Source organism: Streptomyces sp. NPDC058773 (assembly GCF_042746015.1).
Lineage (GTDB): Bacteria > Actinomycetota > Actinomycetes > Streptomycetales > Streptomycetaceae > Streptomyces.
Genome location: NZ_JBHYPE010000030.1, coordinates 1 through 15528, shown reverse-complemented (window position 1 = coordinate 15528; position 15528 = coordinate 1). Strand labels below are relative to the sequence as shown.

Here is a 15528-nt window from a genome sequence, read left to right as displayed (position 1 = left end):
CCTCGGCCGGACGCCGAGCAGCTCGCCGCTCGCCCTTCGCCGTGGGGCCGACGAGGGAAGCACGAGGTCCGGAGTGTTCTTGTGGCGCGCCTGCCAGCCGAGTACGGCCTTCGGACCAGGGCGACCGAGCCGCGGGCCCCGAGGACGCTGAACCGCGTACCCACCACGCACTCAAGGTGCCGTCCGGCCGCTCTTCCCCGGCCCGGCCGCGTGGTGCGTGGCTGCCCAGGCGGCGATCTGGGCCCGTGAGGTGAAGCCGAGTTTGGTCAGGATGTGTTCGACGTGGCCCTCGGCGGTGCGGCGGGAGATCGTCAGCTCGGCGGCGATCTCCTTGTTGGTCATACCCCGGGCGACCAGTCCCGCGACCTGGTGTTCGCGGCGGGTCAGCGGCGCCGAGACCTCCTGCGCGGGCGGTGGTGGGGAGGGTGCCGAGGACTCTTCCAGGGCATAGGCGACGGACTGTTCCAGGGTGAGCCGGCGGCCCGCTTCGAAGGCCGCGGCGTAGCCGGTGTCGCCCAGGGCGGTGCGCAGTGCTGCCTCGCACTGCTGGTGGCCGGCCTGGAGGTGGCCGAGTCCGGAGAGCGCGGAGCCGGCGACCTGCCAGGTGGCGTCGGCCGCGCCCATCAAGGTGGCGGCGCGTTCGCCGAGGCCCGCCGCGGCGGCGCACCAGCCCAGTACCTCCAGGCACTGGGCCACGCCCCACTGGTCGTGGGAGAGCGGCTTTTCCCGCAGGGCGTGCCGGACCAGGGTGGCGGCCCGCTGGTGCCGGCCGCGGCGGTAGTGGTCCAGGCCCAGGGCCCACAGCGCATGGGTGCGGGACCACGGGGCGTCGTGAGCCTCGCACAGGGCCAGGCAGCGCTCGGCGTGGACGGTACCGGCCGGGTCGTCGGGATCCGTGCAGGCGGTGGTGAGCATGAAGGAGGTGACCGCGGCGTTTCCGGCGTCGCCGGCCGTCCGATGTCTGGCGAGGGCGTCCTCCAGCAGCGGGACGGCCTGGGCGAAGTCTCGCCGGAACAGCGCCACGAGGCCGGCGAGATTGACCCGTGCGCGCGTCAGGTCCGGCACGTCTCCCAGGGCGCCTTCGACGGCGCGGCACTGTTCCACGCGGCGGTCGGCCGCGCTGAGGTCTCCTTGGAGTACGGCCAGCAGTCCGTCGACGAACAGGGCCTTCGCCCGCAGGGGGCTCGGCTCTTCGGCGAGTGCCAGGGCCCGGCCCAGCCAGCCACGGCCCTCGTTGAAGGAACCGAAGCCGAGCCGGTGGATCCACAGGGAGGAGGCCAGGCCCATCGCCGTCTGCGCCTGGCCGGGATCGCTCAGGCTGAACTCCAACGCGGCCTGCATATTGGGGTGTTCCGCCCGCAGCCGGGTGAACCAGGCCAGCTGGCCGGGGCCGAACCATTCGGCCTCGGCCTGCTCGGCCACCGACCGGTACCAGTCCCGGTGCCGCTCGCGCAGCGCCTGCTCCGCACCCGACGCGGCCAGTTGCTCAAGTCCGTACTGGCGCAGGGTGTCCGGCAGCCAGTAGCGCATCCGCGCCCCGCGCTCCTCGCCGGCCAGGACGGACTTGTCCACCAGGCCGACGACGAGATCGAGTACGTCGCGTTGCGCGATGCCGTCCCCGCTGCAGACGTGCTCGGCCGCCTGGAGATCGAAGCCGCCGGCGAACACGGACAGCCGGGACCACATCAGGCGTTCCTGGTCCGTGCACAGGTCATGGCTCCAGTCGATCGCCGCCCGGAGGGTGCGCTGCCGGGGCAGCGCGGTGCGCGAACCCGCCGTCAGCAACGCGAAGCGGTCGTCGAGGCGGTGCAGGATCTCCTGCGCCGAGAGGACCCGCAGGCGGGCGGCGGCCAGTTCGATCGCCAGCGGTACACCGTCCAGCCGGCGGCAGATCTCATGGATCACCCTGGCGTTCTCCGGGGTGAGGACGAAGTCGGGGCGCATCGCGGCCGCCCTGTCGGCGAACAGCGTCACCGGGTCGCTCACTTCCGGGGACCGGCCGTTGTCCTCGGACAGCAGCATCGAGGGCACCGGAAGCACATGTTCCCCGGACACCCCCAGCATCTGACGGCTCGTCGCCAGCACCTGCAGATCCGGCGCCGCGCTCAGCAGGGTGGCGACCAGTTCCGCACTGGCATCGAGTACGTGCTCGCAGTTGTCCAGCACGAGCAGCATCCGCTCACCGGCCGTGTGCTCCACGAGCCGGGTCAGTGGATCGCCGAGTGCTTCATTGCCCACCCGCAGGCGTGCCGCCACGGTCTGCGCCAGCCGGTCCCCGTCCTCCAGCGCGGCCAGTTCCACCAGCCACACGCCACGGGGGAACGACCGCTGCACCTCGGCGGCGATCCGCAGCGCCAACCGCGTCTTCCCGATCCCGCCCGGCCCGGTCAGCGTCAGCAGCCGCCCACGCGACAGCAGCTTCCTGGCCTGCGCGAGCTCACTCCGTCGTCCGATGAACCGGGTCATCTCGGCCGGCAGAGTGCCGGCTCCCCGGACAGTGCCGCCCATGCCCACACCGTAGACGCCCGCTGCGGACCCGGCAATCTGCTGCCGCCGGCCTGTGGACAGGGCCAATTCTCACGGAGATTCCGTGATCCGCGGACGTTTCCGGCCCGGCAGTCTGGTTCCTCGTGCGGGGCCCTCCGCCGCTCGCCGCCGTGCTGTCCCCCGCACGGCGGCGAGCACCCCCGGACTCCCGCGAGCGGGCTGCCGAGACGCGGACGACGGGCCCGGCCGTTCCGGATACGAGCCGAAGACGAGCAGAGGAATCGATGACCGTGGCAAATGTGGTGTTGGTACACGGGTTGTGGCACGACGGGTCCAGTTGGAGCGAGGTCATTCCGTTTCTGCACGACGCCGGACACCGGGTGACGGCGGTGCAGTTGCCGCTGACCTCTCTGGCGGACGACGTGGCCGCCACGCAGCGGGTGCTGCAGCAGATATCGGGTCCGGTCGTCCTGGTGGGCTGGTCCTACGGCGGGACGGTGATCACCAACGCGGCCGTGGGGTCGTCGAACGTCGCCGCGCTGGTGTACGTGGCGGCTTTCGCTCCCGACGAGCGCGAGAGCGGCTTCCAGATCCTCCAGCGGTTCGGCGCGACGGTGAGCAAGGCGGTCCTGCCGCAGGAGGACGGGCTGTGCGGCCTGGATCCGGAGTGCTACCGGGAGGTGTTCGCGGCCGACGTGCCGGCGGTGCGCGCCCAGGTGCTCACGGCGGTCCAGAAGCCCTCCGCGCTGACCTGCCTGGAATCCCCGTCGGGCGAGCCCGCCTGGCGCTCGCTGCCCTCCTGGTACCAGGTGGCGGAGGCGGACAACGCCCTGCCGCCGGAAGCGCAGCGCTTCATGGCCGAGCGGATGCGGGCGGTGACCACCTCGGTGCCGTCCAGCCACTCCTCCCCCCTCTCGCACGCCCAGGACATCGCCCACCTGATCACCCGCGCCGCCGTCAGCGCGCTCTGAGGAGAAGCCCCCACATGGTTGACGAAGCAACCACCCGTCCCCGTACGCCCCGTGCCGCCGGAAACGATGAGCTGTTGCGCTTCGCCCTGAAGCTGGACGGCACCGTCTCCGGGCTCGTCGCCGCGCTCAGCATGCTGGGCGCCTCGGCACTGGATGCCCTGCTCGGTCTGCCTGCCTGGCTGCACTGGGCGCAGGGCGTGTTCCTGACCCTGTACGCCGCCGTGCTCTGGTACGCGGGCACCCGCCCGGCCGTCATCCGGGCGATCGGCGTCAGCGCCGTCGTCCTCAACGCCGTGTGGGCGGCCGGCTGCCTGGCGATCATCGCCGTCGGAAAAGCCTGGTTCCCGATCACCCCGTTCGGCTACGCCTACGTCGTGTTCCTGGGCGTCGCCGTGATGGTCTTCGGCGCGCTGCAGTATGCGGGGCTGGAACGGGCCAAGTAGGGCGAGGCCCGGCCCGGGACTACGGCCCGCCACCCCTGGCCGCGGCCGTCCGTACAGCACGGACGGGCGCGGCCGGCCGGCTTCCGTGTCCGTCACGAACGAAGACCGATGGGACATGCCTGTTTGGTGACGAGCGGGCACACACGCAGCCATCACAAACGGTCGTCACAAACGGGCGTCACGAGCGGCGGTCATGGTCGCCCCTCGCGCTCGAGGAGCGGCGCCAACGCCCGCCTGCCCGAGATCCCCAGCTTGCGGAATCCGCTGGTCAAATGGTTCTCGACGGTCCGCCGCGTGATGAACAGGGTCTCCGCGATCTCCCGGTTGGTCAGTCCACGGGCGGCCAGTACCGCGACCCTGCGTTCGCTGTCGGTCAGCGCCGAGATGCCGGTCGCATGCGCTCTGCGGGGGCGCGCGCCGAAGGCACGCAGGCGGTCGCGCGCCAGATCGGCGAGTTCGACGGCCCCGCACTGCCGGGCGAGGGTCAGCGCCCGGAGGGTCACCTCACGGGCCAGCCGGGTGTGGCCCGCCGCGCAGCGCACGGTGCCGTATTCGATGAGCGACCGGGCCTGTTCGAGGGTGGCTCCGGCCTCTTCGAGCAGGTCGATGGACTCCTCCAGCGGCTTCCGGGCGTGCCGGCCGCGCGTGGTGATGCCAACCGTACGCAGACTGATGCCGAGCGTGCGGGGTGTCCCCCAGCCCTGGGCCTGCTCCCACTCCTGGTGCGCCAGGCGGGCGGCCTGCTCGGGGCGGTCCAGGGCGAGGTGGGTGAGGGCGGCGAGGGAGCGCCACGGAAGGATGGCGGGGTTGTCGCGCTGCCAGGCGATCTGGCGGCGGCCGCACTCCTGGAGGTCCTCCAGCGCCGGGTTCAGGTCGCCGCGCGCCAGATGGAGCCGCGCCCGCGCTTCCAGAAGGTGGGCCCACTGCCACCCGGTGCCGTACCGCTCGGGGTCGACCGAGCGGAGCAGCGGCCAAGCTTCCGCGTGCCGTCCGGTCTCCACCAGTACGCGCAGGACGCCGGCGACGGCGAGGGGAACCATGGGGTTTCCGCGCGCGGCCGAGGCCAGGTCGTACCAGCGGTGTGCCGCGTCCAGGGCCTGCGGAAGACGGCCGGCGCGGTAGGCCGCCTCGCTCCGTCCCATCGCGAGCACCGTCCGTGCCGGGGCGGAGTCGTGCCACCGGGCGCATTCCGACAGGGAGTTGAGGTAATCCGTGGTCTCGTCCGGCCGGTCCACCAGACCAGGGCCAGGGCGGCCAGCCCGGTCACGGCTATGACACCCTCGTCCTGCGGGGGTGGTGCGTCCAGCGCATCGCGGGCGTACGAGGCCGCGGTGGCCGCGTCGTCAGGACTGCCGACCGCCAGCGCCGCTCGCACGGCCCGCACCGCCCGTTCGCGCTCCCGTGCCCGGTCGCGGAACCCGTTACGGGCCTCTTCCCCTGCGCCGTCGGCCGCCAGCTCGGCCAGCCTTTCGCTCACCCAAGGCCGCTTGTTCAGGTCGTTCAGCTCGATCAGCACGCGCTGCAACCGCAGGCCGAACACGGCATCGTCGTGCGGCGGATCGCTCGCTGCCAGCACCCGGGCCTCACGTTCGAGAAGCTCGGCCGCCTGACAGCCGCGCTGGCCGCGCGCCAGGGCATCGGCCAGTACGGGCACCACGTCCTGCCGCTCCGAAGGGGTGGTGAGCTCGTCCAGCGAGGTACACAAGTGCCGTACCGCCGCCGCCGGATGAGCCGGTGCCTCCGCACGGCCGAGTTCGGCCAGGAGCGCGCCCCGGCCCGCGCTGGGCAGTTCGCGCACGGCCCGCCGCAGGTACGCCACAGCCGCTTCGGTGTCATCGCGAGCCGTGGCCAGGCGTGCGGCGGCCCGCATCGCGCCGACGACCCACATCCGGCCGGCGGGTTCGGCGTCGAGCAACTGCCCGGCAACCTCCTCCAGCGGACCGTCCTGGTCGTGCAGCAGCCGCGCGGCCCGGTAGTGCGCGCATGATCTGTCGTCCACATCGGCGGTGTTGATGAGCACTCCTCGGATGGTGGGCGGAGGCGCCGAACGTGCTGTGCCCTGCTGCCCCCGGCGGCGGTGCCTCACCCCCCGGAAGTGACGGGCTGCCTCGCGAACGGGCGCCGCCTCGCGGATGTCGTGACAGCGATCATGCGGGCAGAACGCCTGCCCCTGTGAGGGGAGAAACACCCGGAGGGGTACTCGGCCAGGGGGTACTTGCGGGGTACGCCGTGGGTACCCACGCGGTGCCGGTGAAGCATGCCTCTGGGGCTTGCCGCAGGCGCCCGCCCCAGGCGTGTACGGGGCTCGTACGAGGCAGGCGGCGGTTCTCGTACGGTCGGCGACCGGACCGGCGCTGTCCAGGTCACAGGTAGGTAGTGCGTATGCGGGTGGCGGTTCACGTATATCTCCGCCTGTTTCGGCGGGCGGTCACGGCGCACGGTGGATGCACTCGATCGCTGACCTCACAGGGATTCGCCAAGACCACCGAGCCCACGGACATCCGAGCCCCCCGGCACCGAGCCCCGAGGCCACAGACCACGGACCTCACCGAGCTCGCTGAGATCACCGACGCCTCACCTCCGGCAGACGACCATGGAAACCCACCCCGCCCTGATCCCGCCCGCCCCGGAAACCGACACGCAGCGCCGCCGGCGGCAGCCCCGGGAAGCTCCCGGCCGCTCTGCGGACGCCGCCCTCTCCGGCAACCACACGACGTGCCGTCTCGCGCACCGTCCGGAGTCGGTCGGTCAGGCCCGCCGGATCGTCGGGTCCTTGCTGCACCGATGGCAGGTCACCGAGGAAGCAGCCACATCGGTCCTGCTGGTCGTGTCCGAGCTGGTGACCAACGCCGTCGAGCACGCGCAGCCGCCACTGGCCCTGCATGTGCTGCGTGAACGGACCGGCCGACGGGTGTGGGTCGGAATCACCGACGGCGGTCCGAGCACACGCAAGGGAGCCTGGACGGCATCCTGCACCCCGGAAGAACACGGGCGCGGCCTGGACATCGTCGACACCCTGGCCACCGCACACGGCACCCGCAGCCACGAGGCCGGGGCGACACACTGGGCCCGCTTGCCCGCGGCGGACCAGGTCGCTTGACCCCACCCCTTGACGCCAACAGATCTTCGTCGGCCATTGGGCCGGTGACGCCGCGGCTGTGACCCTGGCCGAAGGCGTCATGCCGGCCGCGACCAGCGCCGGCGCAGGACACGACGGAACGGGACACCACAGGCCGGGACACGGCGGAACGGGATCGACACGACGGCCAGCTATTGATTTTCGATAGAAACCCATCGACAATCGATACATGCATAGCTTCTACATCACCGCACTCCGGGCCGGCATCGCCACAGCGATCTCGTTCGGCCTGTTCGGCCAGACCGTGGTCATCCCGACGACGGCAGCCGATGAGGTCGACAAGTTCCCGCCGTACGCCCCGTTCGCTGTGCCCTATGTGACGGTGGCGATCCTCGGCATCGCCTGCATCCAAGTCGCCCTCGCCGCAGTGTGGATGCTGCTCACCATGGTCCAGCGCGACGCCCTCTTCACGTCGCGGGCCTTCCGCTGGGTCGACCTCATCATCGGGTCCTCGATCGTGGCGACGTTGCTGGCGATCGGCGTCACCGTGCATCTGGCCCTGACCGACATTCCCTCACCCAATGACGGCATGGAGCTCATCGGTGCACTGGGCGCCGCGGTCGCGAGCGTTGGCGTGGGGGCGTCGTTCGCGATGCTCATCGTCATCATGCGCAGCCTCCTGCACAAGGCGACGGATCTGCAGACCGAAATCGCCGAGGTGGTCTAGTGGCCATCATCGTCGACCTCGACGTCCAGCTCGCCAAACGCGGCCTGTCGGTCGGCGAGTTCGCCGATGCCGTCGGCATCACGCCCGCCAACATCGCCGTACTGAAGAACGGCCGCGCAAAGGCGGTGCGCTTCACGACCCTCGACGCGATCTGCCGCACTCTCGACTGCCAACCCGGCGACGTACTGCGCTGGGTACCCGACGAGGGGACGGACGGCCCTAGGTGAGGTGCTCGCGGTGGCTACAGTCACGGGCAGGGGCCGGAGCCAGTGGCTATGGATGCTGCCGCTACGAAACGGGCCCGCGCTGCGTGCGTCCGGTATGCCGTCGGCTGAAGGCCGGACGGTGCGATGGCCGAGCGGGCGGAGGCGGTCGCGGCGCGTTGTCACCTCTCTCCACCATGTGGCCATCAAGCCGTCATGACACAGCGTGCGGACCCTGACGGCATGACGGATGCGAACGATTCCGCCGGAGCGCATCAGGCACGTCCGGTGGCGGCTTTATGAGCTGCTCATGAGAGCCGTGTTGACACATTCAGGCAACTCCGCACCGCACGTGAACGGTTGGTGCCAGGACCAGCACGGCTGCCCACGAAGGTCACTGTCGTATCGGGGTGATCAGTAGCCTCGCCCCATGGGACTGGACATCACTGTGCTGATCGTTGACTGGTCATGGCTGGGGGAAGTGCCACCTCCGGAGCGGCTGTCGCGGTTGAGGGATGCCTGGTACGCCGACGAGACGGGGCTGTGGGACCACGGCGCACCGGCGGTCAAGGGAGACTGGGAATGGCCGCGAGGACCCGACGGCGCCTTCTTCGCCGTCTACGAGTTCCTGCGCACCTGCGGCTCGTTCAAGCCCCACTTCTGGGCCGGGGAACGATGGGAGTCCCTCCGCGACCACGCCGACCCGACGCTGCGGACCGGGTTGGACGCCTTGCTGCTGGGACTGATCTGGGATGGTCCGGACGGCGAGGCGGAGCACACGGATGCGGGCTTCTTCTGTGATGACCTTGGATGCTCCTACGGCCTCCTGATCGGGCGGTCGCCGGACAGTGTTCGGGAACTGGCCGCGACATGGGAGGGGGTACGGCCCCGGCTCGGCGGGTTGCGCGGGGCCTTTGACGAGCATGCCGCCGTTCCTGCGGCGCGCTGGTTGCCCGGCTTCGAGGCGTTCACCGCCCTGTTGGAGGAGTGGGGCCGCGTCCTGGCCGGAGCAGCCCGACGGGGCTGGGGCGTCGTGGGGCTGAGCGAATAGGGCGAGCCCCGGTCGCCCTCGCCCGCGAGGTGGCCCCGCCGGATCGCCGCGTCCAGGCATCGCCGCGCTGGGCGGTGGCGACGGCGGTGGCATCGTCAGCCGGCCCTCCCAACCACCACGGCACTGACACCCACCTCGCCGCTCCTGCTGGGTCCAGTGGCCGCAGCCCTGCAGCGCAATCGGCTCGCGACGCAAGTTGGGCATCAACTCCGGGAGTTTCGCAATGAGTTCGGGCACGCCCGGGAATGCCGGGACCAGGTCGCGGTCGCCGTACATGTACAGCGCGGGCGGACTGACGACCGCGCCGTGCCAGGCGGCGGTCAGCTCCCAGTCGCGGTCCACGCTGCGGTACCAGTTCAGGGCACCGGTGAAGCCGTTGGCACAGCTCCCGGTGAGCGCGTCCAGGTCCTGTTCGGTGAGCCAGTGGGGCAGCACCTCGGGGTCGGTCAGGTCCGCGAGCATGCCCCGCGCCGGGTCGGCCACCAGGGCCTGGTCGAGACGGCCGGCGCCAGGGGCGTCACCGGAGGGCGGCCACCCGGAGGAGGTGGACGCCTGCCCGGAGCGGCTCCGCCTGCCGTGCGTCCGGCCGTTCCTGAGCGCGATGAGATGAGGTGAGCGCTCCCGTCGCGCCATCCCGTCTTGTGCGCTCAGTCGTTGGCCCGGAGGGCGTTCAGGCGCTGGTCGAGTCTGCGGAGCGCCATGTCCCCCCACTGGAGGTTCTCTCGTTCGAGCGCCATCCCGCGCAACAGGGTCAGGTACGGGCCGATACGCTCGGCCTCGGCGAAGTACGCCTCCTCCGACCGCCCGCCGAGCAGGCGCTGTCGAAACCGCTCGTAGTGGGCCAGTTTGCCGGTAGCCCACTCCATGCGTTCGGCAATGGCCGCCCGTACCGCCTCGATGTCGCCGACGTCTGCACACTGCACCTTGACCATCAGTTCATCTCGGACCACCGCCGGCCTGCCCGGGGTTTCGGCCGTATACGCATGCACGGCTTCCAGCCCGGCCTGCGTCAACGAGAAGAGCCGCTTGTCGGGGCGGCGCTCCTGCTCGACGACGCGGGCGGTGACCATCCCCTCGCTCTCCATCCGCTCCAGCTCCCGGTAGAGCTGCTGGGGCGTCGCCATCCAGAAGTCGGCGACCGTTGCATCGGACCCCTTGGCGAGGTCGTATCCGGACGCCTCGCCCTCCAACAGCGGCCACCGAAGGCCGTGGCCGCCTGCTGGCCGACGACGTCGGCACGGTGCGATCCGGAACGGCAGGCGGCCTGCGTCGCGGCGCAGCCGGCGCCGTTCAGCCGACGGTCAGGTCCTGCTCCGCCCAGATGGTCTTGCCCCGCCTGGCGTGCCGGGTGCCCCAGCGCTGGGTGAGCTGGGCGACCAGGAGGAGGCCCCGTCCGCCCTCGTCGAAGACGCGGGCCCGGCGCAAATGCGGGGCGGTGTCGCGGGAGTCGGAGACCTCGCAGATGAGGCTTCGGTCGTGGATCAGCCGCAGCTGGATGGGTGGCTGCCCGTAGCGGATGGCGTTGGTGACCAGTTCGCTCACCACCAGCTCGGTGGTGAACACGGCGTCATGCAGCCCCCAGGCCGTCAGTTGCGCGGTCGCGTCGCGCCGGGTCCGGGCGACCACGGCAGGATCGGAGGGCACGTCCCAACTGGCGACCCGGTCGTCCCCCAGGGCGTGGGTGCGGGCGACCAACAGCGCGATGTCGTCGTCGGGCCGGGGCGGGGGCAGTGCGTCCAGGACGTTGTCGCAGACCGCCTCCACGGACGCGGCGGGCCGGGCGAGGGTGCTGCACAGCAGCTCGAGCTGCTCGTCGGGATCGCGGCCGCGGGTCTCGATGAGGCCGTCGGTGAAGAGGGCCAGCAGGCTGCCTTCGGGCAGATCGACCTCGACAGCCTCGAAGGGCAGCCCGCCCAGTCCCAGCGGCGGCCCAGGCGGTACGTCGAGAACGTGAGCACGGCCGTCCGGGGTGACCACGGCCGGCGTGGGATGGCCGGCGCGGGCCAGTGAACAGTGCCGGGAGACCGGGTCGTAGACGGCGTACAGGCAGGTGGCGCCGACGTCGCCGGGAGCGGCGAGACGGGACCCGTCGGCTTCGACGCCGGACTCGGTCGCGGCCTCGGCGGCCAGCCGCAGCACGATGTCATCGAAGTGGGTGAGCAGCTCGTCCGGCGGCAGATCGATATCGGCCAGGGTACGGACCGCGGTCCGTAGCCGGCCCATGGTGACCGACGCCTGGACCCCGTGGCCGACGACATCGCCGACGACCAGGGCGACCCGGGCACCGGAGAGCGGGATGACGTCGAACCAGTCGCCGCCCACCCCGGCCTGTGCGGGAAGGTAGCGGTAGGCCACGTCCAGGGCGCTCTGGGCGGGCAGGCTCCGGGGCAGCAGGCTGCGCTGGAGGGCGACCGCCATGTGGTGTTCCCTGGCGTAGCGGCGGGCGTTGTCGATACAGACCGCGGCGCGGGCGCAGAGTTCCTCGGCCAGGGCCAGATCGTCGTCCTCGAACGGTGCGGTCCGTTCCGAGCGCCAGAAGTTGGCCACGCCGACGACGAGACCGCGGGCGTACAACGGGGCGGCAATGAGGGAGTGGATGCCGTAGTCGAGCATCCGGCGGGCGCGTTCGGGGTCCTGGGCCTGCCAGCCGTGAGCCGTGCGCAGGTCCGGTTCGATCCGTGCGCCTCCCGCCGTCATCCCTCTGGCCTGGGGTGTCGAGGGCCGGAAGGTGATCCGTTCACCGGTGGGGTAGAGCGGATGGTCGTCACGGATGCCGACGGTGGCGGTGCGGCGCAGCGTCATCGGTGTGCCGTGCGGCTCCTCGCCGCGCAGCACCGGCTCGGCCAGGTCGACGGTGACGAAGTCGGCGAACCGTGGTACCGCCGCCTCCGCCAGCTCCTGGGCGGTCCGGGTCACGTCCAGGGTCGAGCCGATGCGGACGCTGCCCTCGTACATGACGTTCAGCCGGGTCCGGGCCGCCTCCGTCTTCCCCGACAGGGCATGCAGTTCGGTGGAGTCGCGGAGAGTGGCGACGGTGCCCTCGGGGCGGCCCTGCCCCCCGGTGGGGCGCTGGTTGACGGCGAGGAGCCGGTCCCCGGCCGAGTGCAGCTCGTCGCTGGCCGGGCGGCCCGAGGCCAGCAGGGCGGCGGTGCGCGGGGCGAGGCCGAGGGCGTCGACGTGCCGGCCCTCGGCATCGGCGGGGAGGTCGAGCAGGCGGCGGGCCTCGTCGTTGGCGAGCAGCAGCCGGCGGTCCTCGTCGATGATCAGGACCCCTTCCCGGACGGAGTGCAGCACCGCGTCATGGTGCTCGTAGAGCCGGGTGATCTCGGCCGGGCCCAGGCCGTGCGTCTGCCGCAGCAGTCGCCGGCTCAGCACCGCCGCCCCGCCTGTGGTGACGGCCATCGCGGCGGCCGCGGCGGCCAGGACCACCGGCACCTGCCGGTTGAGGGTGCCGCTGACGCTCTTGGTGGTGATCCCGGCGACGACCGCGCCGATCACCCGGCCCTGCGGATCCCTGATGGGCACCGAGGCCCGGACCTGGGGGCCGAGCGTGCCCTTGGTCGTCTCCGTCTTCGTCTGCCCGGCCATCACCGCAGTGAGATCGGCGCTGAAGTGTTTGCCGATCCGGTTCGGCTTGGGGTGCGTGTAGCGGATGCCGTCCCGGTTCACGACGACGACGAAATCGACCCCGGACCCCACCCTGATCGCCTCGGCCCGGGGCTGGAGCACCGCCGTGGGATCCCGGGACCGCATGGCCGCCTCGATCCCCGGCGCATGGGCGACGGATTCGGCCACACTCAGTGACCGCCGGCTGGCCTCGTGTGTGCCGGCGTGCTGGGCGTCGATGACGAGGGCGAAGGCGGCGCCGACGCAGAGCAGCACGATGACCGCCAACTGCAACAGAAACATCTGGCCGACGACGCTGTGCACGCTCAGCACGGAGCGGGAGCCCGTGCGCCCGCCGCGGCCGGATCTCCGCGCTCGTGCGGCCACCATGCCCCTCCTTTCCCGTTGTCGCTGGGGAAGGCGACCGGGTCTCGGCCCGCCGGACGGTCGCCCCGGGCTGGTACCCCGGGCCCTCAGGACGGTCCGGCGCTCGGCCAAGCCGACCAGGAAGAACGGCCTGACGGCGGCCGGCTGTCAGGGAACGTGTCGGCTCGGACGACGGCCGCTCCCGGGTGGTGATGCCCCAGGACGCACCTTCAGAGTGCCGTCCCGGTCACCCCTGTGCGACCGGTGCCGTCCCTACGTCCACGGTAGGACCTCAATGGACCGGACTGGACTCGGCTCGAATCGAGTCGAGTCGAGTCGAGTCGAGTCGAGTCGAGTCGACGCGCTCGGCCGGACGCCCGCCACGTAGCGCCCGGCGGTGGGCCCCGCGCCCAGATGATGCGCTTCGTCGCCTGCGCTCGTGCAATGGAGAAGGGGAAAGGCGGCGGAATCGGCGGGAGGCGGGTGCGGGTGGACAGGCGTTGGGCCGCACGGCTGGCGCTGGTGGCGGGAGTGGCGGCGGTGCTGGTCCTGCTGGTGTTCGCCGGGCTGCGGAGCATCGCGCTGGTGGGCGTGGGGCTGGCGGGGCTGGCCGCGACGGCGGCCGGCTTGTGGTGGGTGCTGGCGCATACCGGTGTGATCAGGGGGCTCGCGTTTGTGCTGGCGGCCGCCACGCCGATAGCTGTACTGGTGCTCTACGCGATTGCCGGGCTGCTGTGGGTGGTGCTCGTGTCGCTGGCCCTGTGGACGGTGGCCGTCTTCACGGGCAGAACGGCACTGGCGCAGGGCACCGGCCAGGCACATGTACCGGAACGCCCGGCCACCCCTCCGGAACATGCCTTCCTGATCATGAACCCGCGCTCGGGCGGCGGCAAGGTCGGCGCATTTCACCTGGTGGAACGGGCCAGGGCCCTCGGCGCCGAGGTCGTCGAGCTGGATCCCGCGCAGCCGCAGGACGTGGCCGAGCTGGCGCGGCGGGCCGTCGACGACGGTGCCGACCTGCTCGGTGTGGCCGGTGGCGACGGTACGCAGGCGCTGGTCGCGGGCGTGGCGGCGGCGCGCAACGTTCCGTTCGTCGTCATCTGCGCCGGGACCCGCAACCACTTCGCCATGGATCTCGGGCTCGACCGGGAGGATCCCGCGGCCTGTCTGCAGGCGCTCACCGACGGCGTCGAGTTGCGCATCGACCTGGGCTTCGTCGACGTGGGGCAGCCCACGGCGGAAGGCCCGGGGCGCGTGTTCGTGAACAACGCCTCCTTCGGCGCGTACGCGACCGTGGTGCAGAGCCCGGCCTATCGCGACGACAAGGCCCGGACCACGCTTCAGATGCTGCCGGACCTGCTGACCCACCACAGCGGACCGCGCCTGACGGTGCACGCCGGCGCCGTGACCGTCGATGCGCCGCAAGCCGTCCTGGTGAGCAACAACCCCTACCGGATGGGAGATCCGGCGGGGCTGGGGCGGCGGGAGCGGCTCGACTCCGGTGTCCTGGGGGTGCTCGGTGTCCAGGTCGACAACGCGGTCCAGGCCGCCGCGATGCTGCGCGGGAGGCATGGGCCGGGGCTGACCTCACTCGCCGCCCAGGAGGTGGTCGTCGATGCCGATGCGCCCGTCGTCCCGGCCGGTGTCGACGGCGAGGCCCTGACCGTGCCCACGCCCGTACGCTGCTGGATCGAGCCCGGCGCCCTGCGGGTACGGCTCCCCCGCAACCGCCCCGGCACCCCGCGCGGCAAGCCGCCGATGAATTGGCGCAGGGTGCGCAGGCTGGCCCTGACGGTGGGGAAGACGGCAGCGGGGCGGAACACCGGCTGATCGGTGCCGGTGGGGGGAGAGGCTGGTGGGGACGGATGTCCTCCTCGGCATGTCGTACGCCGCTCCTCTCCGCTCCCCGCTTCTCCTCTCCTCCCCTCGCCTCGCCGCTCCTCTTAGCTCCGCCGCCGACGAAGACGCCGATGAAGACGCCGACGGAGACACCGACACCGTCCTTCGTGCCCCCTCCGCCCCTCCGCCGCCACAGCGCATCAGTGACCGGATAACGACCCTCCGTCGTCACTCAATCCACCTTGTGAGTTTCGCCGGCCGCGACGGAACCCCGGCGTCCGTGCGCCCATCTCTCTGGGCGCCCATTGGGGCACTACAGGGCGATGAAATGCGATGAGGGCCGTTATGCGTGAGATCAGTCGGCGAGGAATGCTCGGACTCGGGGTGGGTGCGGCGACGGCGCTGTCCGTCGCGGGCTGCTCCCCCGATACGTCGGATTCCGGCAAGGTTTCGGCCAAGCCCGGGAAGACCTCCCGGACGAAACCGATCGGCGACGGCTCGACCGCATACACCGGAAAGCAGCCCAACCAGCCGCCCGCACCGGAGAAGCTGCAACCGGGCCAGAAGCCACCACAGTTCGTGGTCTTCTCCTGGGACGGGGCGGGCGAGGTCGGCAACGGCCTCTTCCCCCGCTTCCGCAAGCTCGCCCGCGACCACAACGCCGCAATGACCTTCTTCCTCTCCGGGCTCTACCTCCTGCCCGAATCGAAGAAGCGCCTCTACCACCCGCCCAACAACCCCGTCGGCGCCTCCGAC

12 protein-coding genes and 2 pseudogenes are annotated in these 15528 nt (G+C 71.5%); 9 read left to right on the top strand and 5 right to left on the bottom strand.

The annotated features are described in order from the left end of the window. Positions 1-171 precede the first annotated feature (171 nt). Positions 172-2508, bottom strand: a complete 2337-nt coding sequence (locus tag ACFW5B_RS24070; RefSeq protein ID WP_386443146.1) for an ATP-binding protein — start codon at positions 2506-2508, stop codon at positions 172-174. Between the two features lie 263 nt (positions 2509-2771). On the opposite strand from ACFW5B_RS24070, the gene ACFW5B_RS24065 reads away from it, so the two are divergent. Further along, positions 2772-3458, top strand: a complete 687-nt coding sequence (locus tag ACFW5B_RS24065; protein ID WP_386443144.1) for an alpha/beta fold hydrolase — start codon at positions 2772-2774, stop codon at positions 3456-3458. Between the two features lie 14 nt (positions 3459-3472). Next, complete coding sequence (locus ACFW5B_RS24060) at positions 3473-3901, top strand: hypothetical protein (protein ID WP_386443141.1); 429 nt, start codon at positions 3473-3475, stop codon at positions 3899-3901. A 191-nt stretch (positions 3902-4092) separates the two neighbouring features. Here ACFW5B_RS24060 and ACFW5B_RS24055 read toward each other — a convergent pair whose 3' ends face one another. Beyond that, a complete protein-coding gene (locus ACFW5B_RS24055; protein ID WP_386443139.1) occupies positions 4093-5136 on the bottom strand; it encodes a LuxR C-terminal-related transcriptional regulator in 1044 nt (347 codons plus the stop codon). Between the two features lie 314 nt (positions 5137-5450). On the opposite strand from ACFW5B_RS24055, the gene ACFW5B_RS24050 reads away from it, so the two are divergent. The 5 genes from ACFW5B_RS24050 to ACFW5B_RS24030 all read left to right on the top strand — a co-directional run bounded on the left by ACFW5B_RS24050 (position 5451) and on the right by ACFW5B_RS24030 (position 8961). Continuing rightward, positions 5451-5888, top strand: a complete 438-nt coding sequence (locus tag ACFW5B_RS24050) for a hypothetical protein (RefSeq protein ID WP_386443136.1) — start codon at positions 5451-5453, stop codon at positions 5886-5888. Between the two features lie 606 nt (positions 5889-6494). After that, positions 6495-7001 (top strand): ATP-binding protein, encoded by a 507-nt coding sequence (locus ACFW5B_RS24045; protein ID WP_386443133.1) that lies wholly within the window; start codon positions 6495-6497, stop codon positions 6999-7001. A gap of 208 nt (positions 7002-7209) precedes the next feature. After that, positions 7210-7707, top strand: a complete 498-nt coding sequence (locus tag ACFW5B_RS24040) for a DUF2975 domain-containing protein (RefSeq protein WP_386443131.1) — start codon at positions 7210-7212, stop codon at positions 7705-7707. After that, the gene (locus ACFW5B_RS24035; RefSeq protein ID WP_386443128.1) at positions 7707-7934 is read left to right on the top strand and encodes a helix-turn-helix domain-containing protein; all 228 of its coding nucleotides are present in this window, start codon (positions 7707-7709) and stop codon (positions 7932-7934) included. The genes ACFW5B_RS24040 and ACFW5B_RS24035 overlap by 1 nt, the downstream gene beginning before the upstream one ends. A 406-nt stretch (positions 7935-8340) precedes the next feature. Continuing rightward, positions 8341-8961 carry a hypothetical protein gene (locus tag ACFW5B_RS24030; protein ID WP_386443125.1) on the top strand — a complete coding sequence of 207 codons (621 nt, stop codon included), beginning with the start codon at positions 8341-8343 and terminating at the stop codon, positions 8959-8961. A 138-nt stretch (positions 8962-9099) separates the two neighbouring features. Here the strand turns inward: ACFW5B_RS24030 and ACFW5B_RS24025 are convergent. The 3 genes and pseudogenes from ACFW5B_RS24025 to ACFW5B_RS24015 all read right to left on the bottom strand — a co-directional run. Continuing rightward, positions 9100-9486: pseudogene (locus ACFW5B_RS24025) on the bottom strand (alpha/beta hydrolase); the annotation flags it as partial. Between the two features lie 122 nt (positions 9487-9608). Then, entirely contained in the window at positions 9609-10154 is a 546-nt protein-coding gene (locus ACFW5B_RS24020; RefSeq protein WP_386443312.1) for a PadR family transcriptional regulator, read from the bottom strand. 97 nt (positions 10155-10251) lie between these two features. Then, positions 10252-12957, bottom strand: a complete 2706-nt coding sequence (locus ACFW5B_RS24015) for a SpoIIE family protein phosphatase (protein ID WP_386443122.1) — start codon at positions 12955-12957, stop codon at positions 10252-10254. Between the two features lie 465 nt (positions 12958-13422). On the opposite strand from ACFW5B_RS24015, the gene ACFW5B_RS24010 reads away from it, so the two are divergent. Further along, positions 13423-14763 carry a diacylglycerol/lipid kinase family protein gene (locus ACFW5B_RS24010; protein WP_386443119.1) on the top strand — a complete coding sequence of 447 codons (1341 nt, stop codon included), beginning with the start codon at positions 13423-13425 and terminating at the stop codon, positions 14761-14763. Between the two features lie 354 nt (positions 14764-15117). Continuing rightward, a pseudogene (locus tag ACFW5B_RS24005) lies at positions 15118-15528 on the top strand (hypothetical protein); the annotation flags it as partial.

Coding starts and splice junctions, on each gene's coding strand:
- ACFW5B_RS24070 (WP_386443146.1), bottom strand. CDS start 2,508: ATGGGCGGCACTGTCCGGGGAGCCGGCACTCTGCCGGCCGAGATGACC.
- ACFW5B_RS24065 (WP_386443144.1), top strand. CDS start 2,772: ATGACCGTGGCAAATGTGGTGTTGGTACACGGGTTGTGGCACGACGGG.
- ACFW5B_RS24060 (WP_386443141.1), top strand. CDS start 3,473: ATGGTTGACGAAGCAACCACCCGTCCCCGTACGCCCCGTGCCGCCGGA.
- ACFW5B_RS24045 (WP_386443133.1), top strand. CDS start 6,495: ATGGAAACCCACCCCGCCCTGATCCCGCCCGCCCCGGAAACCGACACG.
- ACFW5B_RS24040 (WP_386443131.1), top strand. CDS start 7,210: ATGCATAGCTTCTACATCACCGCACTCCGGGCCGGCATCGCCACAGCG.
- ACFW5B_RS24030 (WP_386443125.1), top strand. CDS start 8,341: ATGGGACTGGACATCACTGTGCTGATCGTTGACTGGTCATGGCTGGGG.
- ACFW5B_RS24015 (WP_386443122.1), bottom strand. CDS start 12,957: ATGGTGGCCGCACGAGCGCGGAGATCCGGCCGCGGCGGGCGCACGGGC.